This window comes from Streptomyces sp. NPDC000880 (assembly GCF_053599675.1).
On sequence record NZ_JBSFMS010000048.1, the window covers coordinates 1 to 14,223 of the forward strand.

At 69.0% G+C, this 14,223-nt stretch carries 13 protein-coding genes, 1 tRNA gene and 1 pseudogene; 6 read left to right on the forward strand and 9 right to left on the reverse strand.

The features are described from left to right. Positions 1-143: 143 nt before the first annotated feature. On the forward strand, positions 144-1,508 hold the full coding sequence (locus ACWDO5_RS17810) for an AAA family ATPase (RefSeq protein ID WP_450531248.1): 1,365 nt from the start codon (positions 144-146) through the stop codon (positions 1,506-1,508). Between the two features lie 123 nt (positions 1,509-1,631). Here ACWDO5_RS17810 and ACWDO5_RS17815 read toward each other — a convergent pair whose 3' ends face one another. From ACWDO5_RS17815 to ACWDO5_RS17825, 3 genes are all read right to left on the reverse strand, one after another. Further along, positions 1,632-2,450, reverse strand: coding sequence for an SGNH/GDSL hydrolase family protein (locus ACWDO5_RS17815; RefSeq protein ID WP_450531249.1), 819 nt, complete (start codon positions 2,448-2,450; stop codon positions 1,632-1,634). Beyond that, entirely contained in the window at positions 2,437-3,006 is a 570-nt protein-coding gene (locus ACWDO5_RS17820) for a PadR family transcriptional regulator (protein WP_450531250.1), read from the reverse strand. Before ACWDO5_RS17820 ends, ACWDO5_RS17815 begins: the two co-directional genes overlap by 14 nt. Before the next feature lie 104 nt (positions 3,007-3,110). Beyond that, the gene (locus tag ACWDO5_RS17825) at positions 3,111-3,863 is read right to left on the reverse strand and encodes a hypothetical protein (protein ID WP_450531251.1); all 753 of its coding nucleotides are present in this window, start codon (positions 3,861-3,863) and stop codon (positions 3,111-3,113) included. A gap of 235 nt (positions 3,864-4,098) precedes the next feature. On the opposite strand from ACWDO5_RS17825, the gene ACWDO5_RS17830 reads away from it, so the two are divergent. Continuing rightward, the gene (locus ACWDO5_RS17830; RefSeq protein ID WP_450531253.1) at positions 4,099-4,938 is read left to right on the forward strand and encodes an IS5 family transposase; all 840 of its coding nucleotides are present in this window, start codon (positions 4,099-4,101) and stop codon (positions 4,936-4,938) included. Here ACWDO5_RS17830 and ACWDO5_RS17835 read toward each other — a convergent pair. Next, positions 4,935-5,876, reverse strand: a complete 942-nt coding sequence (locus tag ACWDO5_RS17835) for a recombinase family protein (RefSeq protein WP_450531254.1) — start codon at positions 5,874-5,876, stop codon at positions 4,935-4,937. The two genes, ACWDO5_RS17830 and ACWDO5_RS17835, sit on opposite strands and share 4 nt — an antisense overlap. Positions 5,877-6,102: 226 nt before the next feature. On the opposite strand from ACWDO5_RS17835, the gene ACWDO5_RS17840 reads away from it, so the two are divergent. The 3 genes from ACWDO5_RS17840 (at position 6,103) to ACWDO5_RS17850 (ending at position 7,356) form a co-directional block, all read left to right on the forward strand. Further along, positions 6,103-6,441: a hypothetical protein gene (locus tag ACWDO5_RS17840; RefSeq protein ID WP_381197951.1), complete on the forward strand. Its 339-nt coding sequence runs from the start codon at positions 6,103-6,105 to the stop codon at positions 6,439-6,441. A gap of 191 nt (positions 6,442-6,632) precedes the next feature. Further along, the gene (locus tag ACWDO5_RS17845; protein ID WP_450531256.1) at positions 6,633-7,292 is read left to right on the forward strand and encodes a bifunctional DNA primase/polymerase; all 660 of its coding nucleotides are present in this window, start codon (positions 6,633-6,635) and stop codon (positions 7,290-7,292) included. Then, positions 7,283-7,356 (forward strand) — tRNA-Lys (locus ACWDO5_RS17850). Before ACWDO5_RS17845 ends, ACWDO5_RS17850 begins: the two co-directional genes overlap by 10 nt. Before the next feature lie 164 nt (positions 7,357-7,520). On the opposite strand, the gene ACWDO5_RS17855 is transcribed toward ACWDO5_RS17850, so the two are convergent. Continuing rightward, positions 7,521-8,777 carry a M6 family metalloprotease domain-containing protein gene (locus tag ACWDO5_RS17855; RefSeq protein WP_450531302.1) on the reverse strand — a complete coding sequence of 419 codons (1,257 nt, stop codon included), beginning with the start codon at positions 8,775-8,777 and terminating at the stop codon, positions 7,521-7,523. A gap of 446 nt (positions 8,778-9,223) precedes the next feature. On the opposite strand from ACWDO5_RS17855, the gene ACWDO5_RS17860 reads away from it, so the two are divergent. Next, positions 9,224-10,978, forward strand: a complete 1,755-nt coding sequence (locus tag ACWDO5_RS17860) for a putative bifunctional diguanylate cyclase/phosphodiesterase (RefSeq protein ID WP_450531303.1) — start codon at positions 9,224-9,226, stop codon at positions 10,976-10,978. A 99-nt stretch (positions 10,979-11,077) separates the two neighbouring features. Here the strand turns inward: ACWDO5_RS17860 and ACWDO5_RS17865 are convergent. The 4 genes and pseudogenes from ACWDO5_RS17865 to ACWDO5_RS17880 form a co-directional block, all read right to left on the reverse strand. Continuing rightward, positions 11,078-11,400, reverse strand: a pseudogene (locus ACWDO5_RS17865) (carbohydrate-binding protein); the annotation flags it as partial. Positions 11,401-11,421: 21 nt separating this feature from the next. Further along, positions 11,422-12,543, reverse strand: coding sequence for an LLM class flavin-dependent oxidoreductase (locus ACWDO5_RS17870; RefSeq protein ID WP_450531258.1), 1,122 nt, complete (start codon positions 12,541-12,543; stop codon positions 11,422-11,424). A gap of 87 nt (positions 12,544-12,630) precedes the next feature. Beyond that, positions 12,631-13,356, reverse strand: coding sequence for a maleate cis-trans isomerase family protein (locus ACWDO5_RS17875; protein ID WP_450531260.1), 726 nt, complete (start codon positions 13,354-13,356; stop codon positions 12,631-12,633). Beyond that, a complete protein-coding gene (locus ACWDO5_RS17880) occupies positions 13,353-14,150 on the reverse strand; it encodes a maleate cis-trans isomerase family protein (RefSeq protein WP_450531261.1) in 798 nt (265 codons plus the stop codon). Before ACWDO5_RS17880 ends, ACWDO5_RS17875 begins: the two co-directional genes overlap by 4 nt. Positions 14,151-14,223: the final 73 nt, after the last annotated feature.

Genomic DNA, 14,223 nt, shown 5'->3' on the forward strand with positions numbered 1-14,223 from the left:
GTGCCGGAGACCGCCTGACCGGAGCGGGCGATCACCCGGCTGCTGAACCCGCCCGCCCTTGAATGCCGGGGCGCGGGGCGCCCCCACACCCCCGCCGGACGCGGCAGCTTCGCGCCGCGGCCCATCGCCCACGGAGGCGTCCTGTGAGTCGGCCCGGCTTCGAGCCGTCCGTCGAGGCCGCCCGGGCCACGGACGCGATCCTCGACGACACGCTGCACGGTTCCCACCGCGGCGTCGTCGTGGACTCGCCGCCCGGGGCCGGGAAGTCCACGCTCGTCGTGCACGCCGCGCGGGAACTCGCCGCCGCCGGCCGGCCGTTGATGGTCATCGCGCAGACCAACGCCCAGGTCGACGACCTCGTCGTCCGGCTCGCCGAGAAGGAGCCCGCACTGGCGGTCGGGCGACTGCACAGCAATGAGCCCGATCCGTACGACAAGGCCCTCGACGAGCTGGACAACGTCCGCAAGTCCGCCAAGGCCGGAGATCTCGCCGGGCTGGAAATCGTCATTTCGACCGCCGCGAAGTGGGCGCATGTCCAAGGCGTCGAGCCCTGGCGGCACGCCATCGTCGACGAGGCCTACCAGATGCGCTCCGACGCGCTGCTCGCGGTCGCCGGACTCTTCGAGGCTGCGCTGTTCGTGGGTGACCCCGGTCAGCTGGACCCGTTCTCGATCGTCGGCGCGGACCAGTGGGCCGGGCTGTCGTACGACCCCTCCGCCAGCGCCGTCTCCACGCTGCTGGCCCACAATCCGGAGCTGCCGCAGCACCGGCTGCCCGTCTCCTGGCGGCTCCCGGCCTCCGCCGCGCCGCTCGTCTCCGACGCGTTCTACCCGTACACCCCCTTCCGCAGCGGCACCGGCCCCGGCGACCGGCGGCTCGCCTTCGGGCTGCCCTCGGACGGCTCGGGCCCCGACAGGGTGCTCGACGAGGCGGCCGATTCGGGCTGGGGCCTGCTGGAGCTGCCCGCGCGCCACACGCCTCGTACGGACCCCGAGGCGGTACGGGCGGTGGCCCTGGTCGTCCGTCGGCTACTGGACCGCGGGGGCGTGGCGACCAGCGAGCGGTCCGAGGAGCCCGTCCCGGTGACCGCCGACCGGATCGCCGTCGGCACGGCCCACCGCGACCAGGCGGCTGCCGTGCGGGCGGCGCTCGCCGAGCTGGGCGTCGCGGACGTGACCGTGGACACGGCGAACCGCCTCCAGGGCCGCGAGTTCGATGTCACCGTCGTCCTCCACCCGCTCTCCGGCCGCCCGGACGCGACCGCGTTCCACCTGGAGACGGGCCGGCTGTGCGTGCTGGCCTCCCGCCACCGGCACGCATGCATCGTGGTGTGCCGCGCGGGCGTCACCGACCTGCTGGACGAACACCCGTCCACGGAGCCGGTCCAGCTCGGCGTCACCGCCAAGTTTCCCAACTCGCCGAACTATCAACCAAGTGCCGATGGGTGGGAAGCCAACCACGCGGTACTAGAGCACCTGACCCCGCACCGTGTGCCGTGGCGGCTGTAGCAGTGCTCAAACTCGCCTGCTGCGTGATCACACACCGGCAAGTCCCCTCACTGAGCTGTTGACAGCAACGTCTCGTTGCTGTGTGTGACGAGAGGAGTGTCCGCCCCGGGGCCGATGCTGTCCCTACGAAGATTCCCGTTGACTGGTTTCTGCCGGGGAGGCGGGCGTGGCGCTCAGGGACAGGAGCTGGGGGCGTTTTGCGGTGCGGCCCTCGCCGGAGGACTGACCGCGCAGACGGCGTCCGAGCCAGGGGCCGAGGAATGCGGCCGCCCAGCGCAGTTCGGCTCCTGCGGCTTGCCAGCCTGCGGGTACCGCCTGTGGCGGCAGGGGGAGCGTCCAGGCGTCGTCGCTTCCGGGCAGGTGGATGGCTTGCGCGACGGCTGCGGCGATCCGCTCGTGGCCGAGGGGGCTGGCGTGGAGTCGGTCCGCGCTCCACAGCCGTGTGTCGGTGGCGACGGCCTGCTGGGCGGTTTCGGCGACCGCGACCCCGTGACGGGCGGCCGCAGCGCGGATGTGAGTGTTGAGGTCGAACACGCGGGACCTGATGGGCCGGGCAAGGGGCGCGATCTTCCCCACGTCAGGGAAGGTCAGGGTCACTACGTGGGCCCCTGCGGCCGTGAGCGCGGCGAACATCTCTTCCAGGTGCCCGGCCACCTCTGCGGCGTTGAACCGGGGCCGGAGCAGGTCGTTGACCCCGGCGACGACGGTGGCCAGGTCGGGGCGCAGGGCCAGGGCGGGCCCCAGCTGTTCCGTGCGGACCTGGCCGGCGACACGTCCTCGGACGGCCAGATTGGCGTACCGAAGCCCGAGGTTGACGGCGGCGAGGTGCTCGGCGAGCCGGTCGGCCCAGCCCCGTAGGCCGACGGTGTCGTCCCCATCGCCCAGCCCTTCGGTCTGACTGTCGCCCAGGGCGACGTAGCGCAGGTACTCACCGCTCGGCATGAGTCGTCTGCCTTTCCCGCAGGACCGCTGCGATCCGCAGGCACCAGTCCCGGTGGTCCTGCTCGAAGGACAGGCCGCGCAGGCACGTCAGGTACGGCCCGATCCGATCGCCTCGGCGGAGGAACTCCTCCTCGTCCGTATCGCCGCGCAGCTGCCGCAGCAGCTTGCCGAGAAGCTCGATCTTGGCCTCGGCTGCGGACGCTCGCTCTTCGAGCTGCTCGATCACCGGCACAGTGCCGATGCGGTCGGCGGCCTGGACCTTGACGAGCAGATCGTCGCGGATGAACGAGGGCTTCGATACAGCTGCGGCGAACTTCTCCAGCTCGGCGCGACCGGCGTCGGTGACCCGGAACAGCCGCTTGTTGGGCCGGCCCTCCTGGACCACCTGCCGACCCGCGACCAGCCCTTCCTTCTCCAGCTTGGCCAGCTCGGCGTACAGCTGCTGAGGCAGGGCATGCCAGAAGTTCGCGACGCCGACGTCGAACGCCTTCGCCAGCTGGTATCCGCTGTACTCGCCGTCCAGCAGCGCCGCCAGCACGGCATGTCGCAAGGCCATCGAAAGCAGCCCCTTCCCTAACCTCGTCCACCACACTGCACCATACGCAAGAAAATGACTAGTCACATCGTTGAGTATGAGGAGGGGCTGCGAGTTCGTTACGCCTACGCTGCCGTTACGATCTCTCCCCCTACCCACACGGCGGTCTTGTCTTTGGCGAGGGCCGCGTGGACGTCTTCGGGCACGTTCAGCGCCCTAGTGATCCCGTCCGCTCCCAAGTCGGCACGGATTCCGGCGGCTTTCGCCATTCCGGCGATGTCTCCAAAGTCCAGGAAGAAGGAGTACCGAGCCCAGGGCGCCAGATCGCGAAAGACCTTTACCGTAGCGCCGTGCAACTTCAAGAGGAGTTGCTTCTCTTCATCATTCTTCCCTTCCCAGAGGTCGCGCCACGTCTGCCCAGTCGCGCGGTACTCGTTCTCCCTCGCTTCGTATTCCTCCGCCGCAGCCTTCAAGCTGTCGCGCTTGCGGGTGAGCGTTGTGCGCATCTGCCAATATTCCACTTGGTCTTCCGCCGAGTCATACCGGCCCGCCGTGTAGTCCGCGTTAAGGCGCCTCAGCCGCGCCTTAACGGCTTCAAGTTCCTTCCTCGGGTCAATCATCTGGTCATTGACAAGCTCCATTACCTTGTGGTCGCCAAGAACGCTGAGGAAGGATTCGTTCACGAAGTCTTCGACCAGTGCGCCCGGTACGTTCAGCGGCCCCTGGCCGCACACCCCGGATGTGAGCGCCCTCGCGCACCGATACGTCTTGTACTCGTAGACTTTTCCGGCACTCGGACCGGTCCTCTTCGTGATGGTCTTGTACGCCTTATGGACGCCTCCGCCGCATCCGCCGCACTTTCCCACGCCAACGAGCATCGCGACACTCTTAGAGGGCGTTTAAGTAGTTTTGGCCCGATAAGAAACCTTTGCCTCTGCCTGCCTTTGGGGGGATTGCCCTGTAGACGCAGATCGTCACCACCGGGCTCATGCGCGTCGCCGTCCGTCTCATCCAAGTTCGGCATCAGAAGTCCGTCTGGTTTGAGAACACCGCAGAATCGCCCAAGGCTCAGCGGAACCGAATCCTCCGGCTCGTTCGTGCTCACGCTGTGCCGTGAGCACGCGAAAGCCGTACCCCAGCGACCTGTCCGACGCCCGGTGGGCCTTGATCGAGCCGACGCTGACGGCCTGGAGGAAAGCCCGGCTCGACCGCAGGCCCACCGGCCAGCCTGCCAAAGTCGAATTACGCGAGGCGTTTAACTCAATCCTCTACGTCAACCGTACGGGAATCCCCTGGAAATACCTCCCGCACGACTTCCCGAACCACGGCACCGTCTACGCCTACTACGCCGCTTGGCGCGACGAGGGAATCTTCGCCCAGCTCAACTATGACCTGACCGGTCTGGCACGCGTCAAGGAGGGGCGCAAGCCCGAACCGACAGCATCCGTGATCGACACCCAGAGCGTGAAGACCTCCACCAACGTGCCCCTGACCAGCCAGGGAACGGACGCCGCGAAGAAGATCGTCGGCCGCAAGCGGGGCATCCTCACCGACACGATCGGGCTGATCCTCGCCGTGATCGTCACCGCAGCGAGCCTCTCGGAAAACGCCGTGGGAATACAACTCCTCGACCAGGCCCAGAAGACCTACCCGACCATCTCCAAAAGCTGGGTCGACACCGGCTTCAAGAAAACCGTCATCGAGCACGGGGCCAACCTCGGAATCGACGTCGAAGTCGTTGCCAGAAAGCCGGGAGTCCCCGGCTTTCACGTCGTCAAAAGACGTTGGGTCGTCGAACGAAGCCTCGGATGGATCATGATGCGCCGGCGCCTCGCCCGCGACTACGAGACCCTGCCCGCCAGCTCCGAGGCCATGATCTACATCGCCTCGATCGACAGTCTCACCAAGCGCATAACGGACGAGACCACGCCTACCTGGCGAGGAACTTACTAGGGCATAAAGGTCAATTCCCCTACGTCAAACGCCCTCTTAGTGGTTCGCACCGGACCCTGGTTTTTTTCTAGCTTCTCGACCACGGAATACCACATGGGACGGTCGAGGATAGGCTGAGCCGTTACCATCACCGGCTCGCCATTCATGTCCTCCATTACTTCACCCTTGTAGGTGAACAGCCCAGCAATTCTAGGGTTCTTGAGAACTTCCCGAATCGAATCGGCAGTCCAGCGGGTCCCCCGGGCCGGTTTTCCGGCCATCACAGATACGGTGTCCTGCCACGTCATGACACCTTGCTCGTTCAGCTTCTTCGCCATGGATCGAAGAGAGCGCCCATTCATAACGGCTTGGGCGAACCCTCGGGCCAGCTCCGCATACTCCGGATGCTGGACCAGCCATTTCCCCTTATTCTCGCCGAGCCGTTCGAGTGTATAACCGAAAGAGGGAAGCCCGGCAATCCACCATCCTTTATCAAGCCGCCTGTTCTTCGCGTCCTCGATCCGGAGTTTGATGGTGTCAAGCTCGCCTTCGGCGAATACGGCGAGGATCTGAGCGAACATCTTCCCCATCGGGGTAGACATGTCAATTCCCTCGCTAACCGAGACAACCGATTTTCCGTGCTCTTGCGCCCAATGGAGCACTTCGGAGAAGTGGGCCACTCGCCGACTAAGCCGGTCGATTTTCAGGAATGCGAGGGTGTCCCACTTGTCCGCCCTCTCATCGGTCAGCCAACTACCGAGTACAGGCCGCTTGAACGGACTGAGGCCGCCGGACACTCCGGGATCATCGGCCCAGGCAACGACCCGCGCGTTCCGCAGGGGCGATGCCGCCCAATGGTCAATGCCCTCTTGCTGCCGCTCGATGCTGGTGGAGCCGTCCGCCTGCTGACTGAGGCGCAGAACGCCTAGTACGCGCTCAAGGCGCGGCCTGTCGGTCATGAGACGGCATGCTAGCGGTAGTTGGCATATATTTTGCGGAGTTTCTAGATAGTTGGGAGGCCAACCCCCTCCTGGCGCACCTGGCGGAACACCGGGTGAGCCGGCAGACGCAGGCACACTTGCGTAGGCCGCGACAATGGAAGGCGGCGATTGGTACGCGATGGACACGAGGTCAACCGAGGGCGGCCCGGGAAGGGGCTCGCACCTGGGCGAGGAGGAGAACCACATGGCGGAACCCGAGCGGAGCGAGCGGAAGCTGCGACCGGCCCCGCTGCTCTTCGAGCCGTCGGAGGCTGCCGCCGACCCCGAGCACTTCTTCGACCTGGAGTCGATCGAGGACCCGCGGGAGCTGCTGGCGCGGTCGACGGAACTGACCCTGGCGTTCCGCGCGGCCACCGACCGCGCCGTGGAGTTCCAGGCGCTCGCGGCCGCCCAGCTCGCCGACCCGCGCCGGTTCGACCGGCTGACCCCCGCGGACATCGCCCAGCGGGCGGAGTGGACCGAGGACTACGCCAAGAAGATGATCGAGTTCGGCCGCGATCTCCTCCGCAACACCACGCCTTAGCCCGCCGCCCCGGTGCGCCGGCCACGCCGACGGGCGGCGTCCGGCACAGCGGCCCGAAGCCGTGAGAGGCGCACGCCCCAACTTCGCGTCTGGCATATGGCCGGGGCACAAGATACACCTCCCGCCCCGCCCTGTCCTCATTTCCGCCAACCCTCAGAGATCGACTCGTCACTCCGGGTAAGTCTTGTTCCATGAGTGCATGGCTGCAAGACGACTCCTTGCTGACCTCCGGCTCCGGTGACGACGAGCGCCGGACCGACACCTTCGCCCTCCTGCGCGACGAGGGCAGGCACCACGTCGCCCAGGTCACACCGCCCGGCGCCAGCTGGCTCGTCTCTGCCGTCGGCCATCCGCGCTCGATGCTCGCCCTCTGGGAGACCCACCCGCACGCCCCCGCCGTACTCCCCTGCGGCTCCGTCTTCGACGTCGTGAACGTGCCCGCGATCTTCGGCCGCCGCCTCCTCGACCGGCTCTGGGAGGAGGGACCGGGATCCGGCCCCGTCGCCATGCACCGCGGCCGGATGCTGCTCTTCGCCGCCCCCGGCACCGCGCACCGGTTGCCGTCTCTGCTCGGCTGGGAGGAGTGGGGCGACTCCGTACCGCCGATGCTGTGCCACGGCGCAGGCGACGCGGTCACCGTTCCACCGCTGGCCCAGGGCCGCGCCGCGACGAGCAGCCCGCGCTGGCTGGTGGCCCCCGACACCCCGCACCCGTGGCTGCCGGGGCCCGAGGTGGTGCTCTGGGCGTGTGTGCGGGCGGTCCGCGCGGCCTCGGCCCCCAGCGTCCGTATATCGATTTTTCCTGGCGCCGATCAGGATGCTAAGGTCTACGACGTCAGCAGGCGCCGCTAGCTCAGTTGGTTAGAGCAGCTGACTCTTAATCAGCGGGTCCGGGGTTCGAGTCCCTGGCGGCGCACAGACGGGAGAAGCCCCTCGTGAGAGCGAGGGGCTTTTTCGTGCGCCAGGACGACCGGACGCCGGACGGACGACCGCGCCCCGCCGGCCGACGGACCTGCGCCCGCCACGGACGCCCGCCACCCCGCCCCGGCACCGCAGGACCCGCACCCCCGCGGCGCACCGCTACATCGCGGTGATCTTGACCGTCCACGCGCCCGACCGTGTACGGTCCGCCACCTCCACCCTCGCTCGCTCCCCCCGCGCCCCCGGCGTCGTGAACGTCTCACCGACGCCCAGCGGCGCATCCGCCAGCGGCGGGTACACCGACGTGTCCCAGCACGCCGCGCTGTCCGGGTGGGTGTCGACGACCTCCGCCGGGCCACCGCCCGAAGCCGTCTCGGCGTGCACGCGATACAGCAGCACCCCCTCCCTGCAGGTCGCCTCGTCGTTGCCCGTCGAGCCGCGCACCTCGATCGCAAGGGCCGTGTCCGCGCCGGTCCGCACTACCGCAAGCCGCGTGCCGAGGCTCCCGCCCCGGGCCGGCGCGGCCGCGATCGGCTCCAGCGTGATCCACTGGGCCTTCGTCACACACCGCACGGCCCGCCTGTCCAGCCAGCCGAGCTTCCACTTGTGCCAGCCGAAGAGATCCGGGGCAAGACCGAACTGGCTGCCCATCACATCCCAGTCGCCGACGTACGTGTCCCAGTCGCCCTTGCCGTCCGTCGGCCGGTGGTAGAGGTCAGGCAGGTCGAAGACATGCCCGGTCTCGTGGGCCAGCACATTGCGGTCCGGCGGGTGGCGCTCGAAGACGGTGACGACCCGTTCGACGTCTGTGCCGTCGGCGTGCACGGGTTCCTCGATGTTCACGACCTTCGTCGCGTCGGAGTCGACGCCGGGCGCGTCCGGGTCGGCGACCAGGTAGACGATGTCGTAGCGGGAGAAGTCGACCGTCGGGTCGGCCGCGGTGATCGCGTCGTGCAGATACCCGGCGCGCTGCCCGGCGTCCCAGTCACGCCTTATCCCGTACGCCGTCGAGGCCTTCGGCATCGCGACCCACTGGCGCTGCGAGTGCGGGCGCAGCACGAACTTCCCGTACGAGGCGCGCGCGAAGAATGTGCTGGTCGCCGGGAAGTGGTCGGCCGCGAGTTCGTTCGGCGCGGCCAGCGGCACGGAGTCCGGGAACGACAGGAAGATCATGACCGCGTCCAGCTGCCGGACCGGGCGCGGGTAGTCGGCGTTCCAGGTGTCCACACCCAGGGAGTGGTGCGCGGCCGTGCGGGGCAACGCGCACGGCCCCAACGCCGTCTTGGCCACCGCGGGGCCGGCCACGAGCGAGGTGGCGGCGATCGCCATGAGGGAGGTGAGGACGGCGGCGGCGCTGCGCAGGCGCACGGGTTCCACTCCCTCGGGTGTTCCCTCGGACGACTGCTGACCCTCCACGTGGACCTCCGGCTGCGGAATGGGCGACACCTCCCCCACCTTGTGATGGTTTTTGGCGATACGCCCTGTTCCGCTGCCCCACCCGGGTGACCGACCTGACACCGGCTCGACACCGACCCGAGACCCGACGACACTCCGATGGCTCACGGAACGTCACATTCGGTCGTCGTGGATCGACTCCGGTTCAGACCTGTGCAGAAACGATCGGCCGAAGGCCGTGAATGCGCTGCCTCACGGCGGCGTAGCTGGAACGGCCCAGGGCCAGCCTCTATGATCGGCAGACTTTCCCGGCCACTTCCCTACTTGTCGCCGGAATTCTTGCCGGATTTCTTGCTGATCACATCGGCACGACCCTGTACGACACGACTGCACTGCGGGAGCGAGCGGTGAGCGGAACCTCCGAAGGAACAGGGCCCGCGGGAGTCGCAGTCCCCGCCAAAACACGGCTGCCGCTCACGGAGCGTAATCTCCCGGGCCGGACCGTCGCCGAACTGCGCGACTACCGGGCCGCGTTCAACGCCGCGCACCTCGCGATGGCGGTCGTCGACCACGAGGGCCTCGTCGTCACCGCCAATGCGGCCCTCGCCGCGCTGCTGGGCACCGAACCCGAGACCCTGCAGGAACAGTTCGCGGCGGACCTCGTCGACCTCGCATCGGACCGCCGCACCTGGCACGCGTACCGCGAAGTGCTGCGCGGCCGCCGGTCCCGGTTCCGCTGTGCGCGCCGCCTCAAGCACCCCGACGGGCGCACGCTGTGGGCGGAGGTGACCGTCGCGCCGGTGCCCGACAGCCGCAATGCGCTGCTCTCCATCGCGGACATCAGCGACCGGCGCGAGCTGCACGCCCGGCTGCGCCATCTCCAGATGCACGACCCGGTGACCCGGTTGCCCAACCGCACGCTGTTCTTCGAGCGATTGTCGGCGGCGCTCGAGTCATCGGCGTACGACCATGGCTCGACCGGCCGGATCGGCCTCTGCTATCTCGACCTCGACGGCTTCAAGGCGGTCAACGACACGCTCGGGCACCGGGTCGGCGACCGGCTGCTGGCCGCGGTCGCCTCGCGGCTCACCGAGTGCTCGGACAGCTACGGCTACACGTGCAGCGGCGGGCACCTGGTGGCGCGGCTCGGCGGCGACGAGTTCGCGATCCTGGTCGAGGACTCCATCGGTACGGAGCAGCTCGCCGATCTCGCCGGGGCAGTACTGGCCGCGCTGCAGCAGCCGTTCGACCTGGCCGGGCAGCGCCTTTCGGTCTCGGCGTCGATCGGGGTGGTGGAGCGGACGGTGTCCGGGACGACCGCCACCGGGCTGATGCAGGCCGCGGACACGACTCTGTACTGGGCGAAGGCGGACGGCAAGGCCCGCTGGACGCTCTTCGACCCCGAGCGCAACGCGCACCGGATGACCCGTCAGGCGCTGTCCTCGATGCTCCGCCCGGCCGTGGAGCGCGGGGAATTCACGCTGGAGTACCAGCCGCTGGTGGGGATGGCTGACGGGGTGACGCGGGGCGTGGAGGCGCTGGTGCGCTGGAACCACCCGCAGTTCGGCACGCTCGCGCCGAATCGGTTCATCGGCATCGCGGAGGAGGACGGCTCGATCGTCCAGCTCGGGCGGTGGGTGCTGCGTACGGCGTGCCTCCAGGCCCGCCAGTGGCAGAAGGACCACCCGGACGCGCCGCCGCTGTTCGTGAGCGTCAATGTCGCCGTACGCCAGGTCTGGGACTCCGACCTGGTGGCGGACGTGGCGGGGATCCTGGCGGAGACGGGACTCGCGCCGCATCTGCTGCAGCTGGAGCTGACGGAGTCGGCGGTGATGGGCTCGGCGGGCCGCCCGCTCCAGGCGTTGCAGGCGCTCAGCGACATGGGCGTGCGGATCGCGATCGACGACTTCGGGACGGGGTACTCGAACCTGGCGTATCTGAGCCGGCTGCCGGTATCCGTACTGAAGCTCGACGGATCGTTTGTCCGCGGCTTCCAGGACGAGGCGCATCCGAACCCGGCCGACGAGACGATCGTCGAGGCGATGGTGCAACTGGCGCACCGGCTGGGCCTGACGGTCACGGCGGAATGCGTGGAAACGGCGGGCCAGGCGTCACGACTGCGGCGGATCGGCTGTGACACGGGCCAGGGCTGGCTCTACTCGCGGGCCGTGGCGCCGGAGCAGATCGCGGAGCTGATCGGCGTCGGCGCGCTGTCGGTCTGACGCCGGACCCGGGCGACTGGGTGGGACACCGACCGCCTCCGGCCGATTGGTCATGCCGGGCGGGGGCGGCGGCCTGTGGGGGGATCGTGGATCAGCGAGTCAGCAGGCGCCCAGGTCCTGCCAGACGCCCCAGTCGCCCGTCGTGCCCGGCTCTTCGCCCTGGGTCCACCACTTCGCCTTCCAGAGGTGGCCCTTGTGGGAGACACCTGCGTACCGCCGGTGTACGCCGGCGTGTTGGACCAGGGCGCGGCCGTGCAGCCCGTCGGCGGGTCGGTCGGGGTCGGGCAGGAGGGCGACGGGGTCGGGTCCGACGGGGACGGGTCAGGGTTCGGGGAGCCGCCGACCGCCGTCACGATGTCGTTGAACAGCGTCGCGTTCGCGTCCAGGCCGAGCAGCGAGTACATCATCGCGCCCGCCAGGCCCGGGTGTGCGCGTCGTCCGCGTTACTCGGATCCCGGCAAGTCGTAGGCGTCCGCGATCAGTTCGTAGGAGCGCAGCCGCGCATCCCCGCCGTGCGCATTCGCCGTGATCATCAACTCGTCCGCGCCGGTGCGCTTCTGGAGGTCGTCAAGACCCGTCCGTACCGCGTCCGAAGTGCCGTGGACGACGTTCGTCAGCCAGCTGTCCACGAACTCCCGCTCCATGGGGCTGAATTCGTACGCCGCCGCCTCATCGGGCGTGGGGATCAGCCCGGGACGGCCGGTGCGCAGCCGGACCATGGACAGCGCGCCGGTCAGGACCTGGCGGCGGGCCTCGTTCTCGTCGTCCGCGGCAAGGGCCGAGACACCGATCAGCGCGTACGGGGCGTCCAGCACCGCGGACGGCCGGAAGGACTCGCGGTACAGGTCGAGTGCCGGGATGGTGTTCTGCGCCGAGAAGTGGTGGGCGAAGGCGAAGGGCAGTCCGAGCACGCCGGCCAGCCGGGCGCTGAAGCCGGAGGAGCCGAGCAGCCAGATCGGCGGGCGGGCGCAGCGCCCCTGAACCGGTCCTGGCACCGCGTGGATGCGGGCGTACGGATGCCCGTCCGGGAAGTCGTCGTCCAGGAAGCGGGTCAGCTCGGCAAGTTGCTGCGGAAAGTCGTCGGCGCCCTCTCCCCTGGCCTCCGGCATGGGGGACCCCGGCCTGTCGGTGCGTCGCAGGGCCGCGGCGGTCGGGCCGTCGGTGCCGGGCGCCCGCCCGAGGCCCAGGTCGACGCGGCCCGGCGCGAGCGCCTCCAGCGTGCCGAACTGCTCGGCTATGACGAGCGGCGCGTGGTTCGGGAGCATCACGCCGCCCGAGCCGAGGCGGATGCGCTCGGTGTGGGCGGCGAGGTGGGCGAGGATCACGGCCGGGGACGAGGAGGCGACGCCCGGCATCGAGTGGTGCTCGGCGACCCAGTGGCGGTTGAAGCCGCGGCTCTCGGCGAGCCGCGCGATGTCCACGCTGGTGCGCAGGGCGTCGGTCGCGGTGCTCCCGCTGCCGACCGTCACCAGGTCCAGTACGGACAGGGGCACCGGTGCCGTTCCGTTCGCCGTGCCTCGAATCGCGTCACGCGAAATCGCGTCACCCTGAATGGCGTCGTCCACCGGTGCAGCCCTCCTGCGCATGGAAATACGTACAGCAAGACCTAACAGGAGGTCCTCTCCGCTTTATTCCGCCCGGTCACTGCGGATTCATTCCGGCTTCGCGAACAGCGTGCCGAGCCTCGGCCCGAACACCCACGCCTTGCGCTCCGCCAGCCGCAGGCCCTCCCACACCGTCACCTGGTTCGCCGTGAGGACCGGCTTGCCGAGCAGGTCCTCCAGATCGGGGAGGTACGCCGCGGTATGCAGGGCCGTGTCCGGCAGCAGCACCACCTCCGCGTCGGGGTGGTCGCCCGCCCTCGCCAGTTCCAGCACCTCGTCCCGGCCCCAGGTGCCGACCTCGGCCGCGGTGACGATCCCGCTCGCCCGGTCGGAGACCACCTCGGCCCCGGACGCCTTGAGGAAGGCGGTGAAGAGGGCCGTGACGTCCTGCGGGTAGGTCGCGGCGACCGCGACGCGCACGGCTCCCAGCGCCCGTACCGCATGGGCGAAGGCGAAGGACGTGCTCGACGCCGGGAGCCCCGCGGCCAGCGCCAGCGAGCGGATCTGCTCGCGCGCGCCCTCCCAGCCATACACAAAGCTTCCGCTGGTGCACGCCCACACCACCGACTCCGCACCCTCCAGCCGGAGCTCCTCCACACCCGCGGCGAGCCGCTCCGCCGACCCCATCCGCAGCAGCGCGTCGACGCGGTGGGCGTCCTCGCCGATGTCGGTGTGGACGACGGGCAGTCTGATGTCGCTGTCGAGCAGCGTCTCGAACCGGGGGTAGTCGTCCTCGGCGGAGTGACCGGGGTAGAGAAGTCCGACCGTCGTCATGTCCAGCCTTCCTGTTCTTCGGGCTCGGTCGTCGGCGCGGTGGTCTGCCCAGCCGGCGGCTCGGGGTCCAGCAGGAGCGCCTGGTACGGACCGACCGCGTGCACCCCGATCCGGCGCAGCGCGGCCCACATCGTCACCTGGTTCGCGGAGAGCACCGGCATCCTCAGTTCGGCCTCCAGCTGCGGGATCGCGTCGTACGTCGGCAGGTTGGTGCAGCTGATGAAGAGCGCGTCCGCCGCGCCCACCACCGCCTGCCGCGCCATGTCCACCACCGACCGGTACGGCACCTTCCAGATGTGCCGGGTCAGTCCCAGAAAAGCGCGGCCCGTGACCGTTACCCCAGCTTCTCCCAGATACACCTCCAGTGCCTGGGTCACCGACTCCGTATAAGGCGTGACCAGGGCGATACGGCTGGCGCCCAGCTCCTCGAGCGCTTCGAGCAGAGCGCCGGAGGTGGTCACCGAGTCGACTTCCCCCGCCGAGGTCATCGCCTCGCACATGGCCCGCTCACCGGCGAGACCGCCGACGAAACTGCCCGACGTGCAGGCGTAGGCGACCACCTCGGGCTCGGACACGCTCAGCGCCTGGACCGCCTCGCGAAGTGTCTCGTGCTCGCTCACCAGGCGGGCGAGGTCGAGGGAGACCTCGACGGGCACATAGGGCGTACGGGTCAGGCGCAGCGATACATCGTCGGGGACCCAGCGCCACAGTTCACGGTCCAGCGCAAAGTCGAACGGAGCGACCACCCCGACCCCGCGCTGGGGCTGTGGTCCACCGAGAAAGGAGACATCCATCGCAGGCCCCCATAACGTGTTGTTGACGACGGTAGGTTCGGGTGCGAGCGTGGTCAATCCGTACATGTCAGAC

What these genes read in the sequence shown, in the direction of transcription:
- ACWDO5_RS17835 (WP_450531254.1), bottom strand. Translation starts at nt 5,876, where the DNA reads ATGACCGACAGGCCGCGCCTTGAGCGCGTACTAGGCGTTCTGCGCCTC.
- ACWDO5_RS17820 (WP_450531250.1), bottom strand. Translation starts at nt 3,006, where the DNA reads ATGGCCTTGCGACATGCCGTGCTGGCGGCGCTGCTGGACGGCGAGTAC.
- ACWDO5_RS17825 (WP_450531251.1), bottom strand. Translation starts at nt 3,863, where the DNA reads ATGCTCGTTGGCGTGGGAAAGTGCGGCGGATGCGGCGGAGGCGTCCAT.
- ACWDO5_RS17845 (WP_450531256.1), top strand. Translation starts at nt 6,633, where the DNA reads ATGAGTGCATGGCTGCAAGACGACTCCTTGCTGACCTCCGGCTCCGGT.
- ACWDO5_RS17875 (WP_450531260.1), bottom strand. Translation starts at nt 13,356, where the DNA reads ATGACGACGGTCGGACTTCTCTACCCCGGTCACTCCGCCGAGGACGAC.
- ACWDO5_RS17840 (WP_381197951.1), top strand. Translation starts at nt 6,103, where the DNA reads ATGGCGGAACCCGAGCGGAGCGAGCGGAAGCTGCGACCGGCCCCGCTG.
- ACWDO5_RS17880 (WP_450531261.1), bottom strand. Translation starts at nt 14,150, where the DNA reads ATGGATGTCTCCTTTCTCGGTGGACCACAGCCCCAGCGCGGGGTCGGG.
- ACWDO5_RS17815 (WP_450531249.1), bottom strand. Translation starts at nt 2,450, where the DNA reads ATGCCGAGCGGTGAGTACCTGCGCTACGTCGCCCTGGGCGACAGTCAG.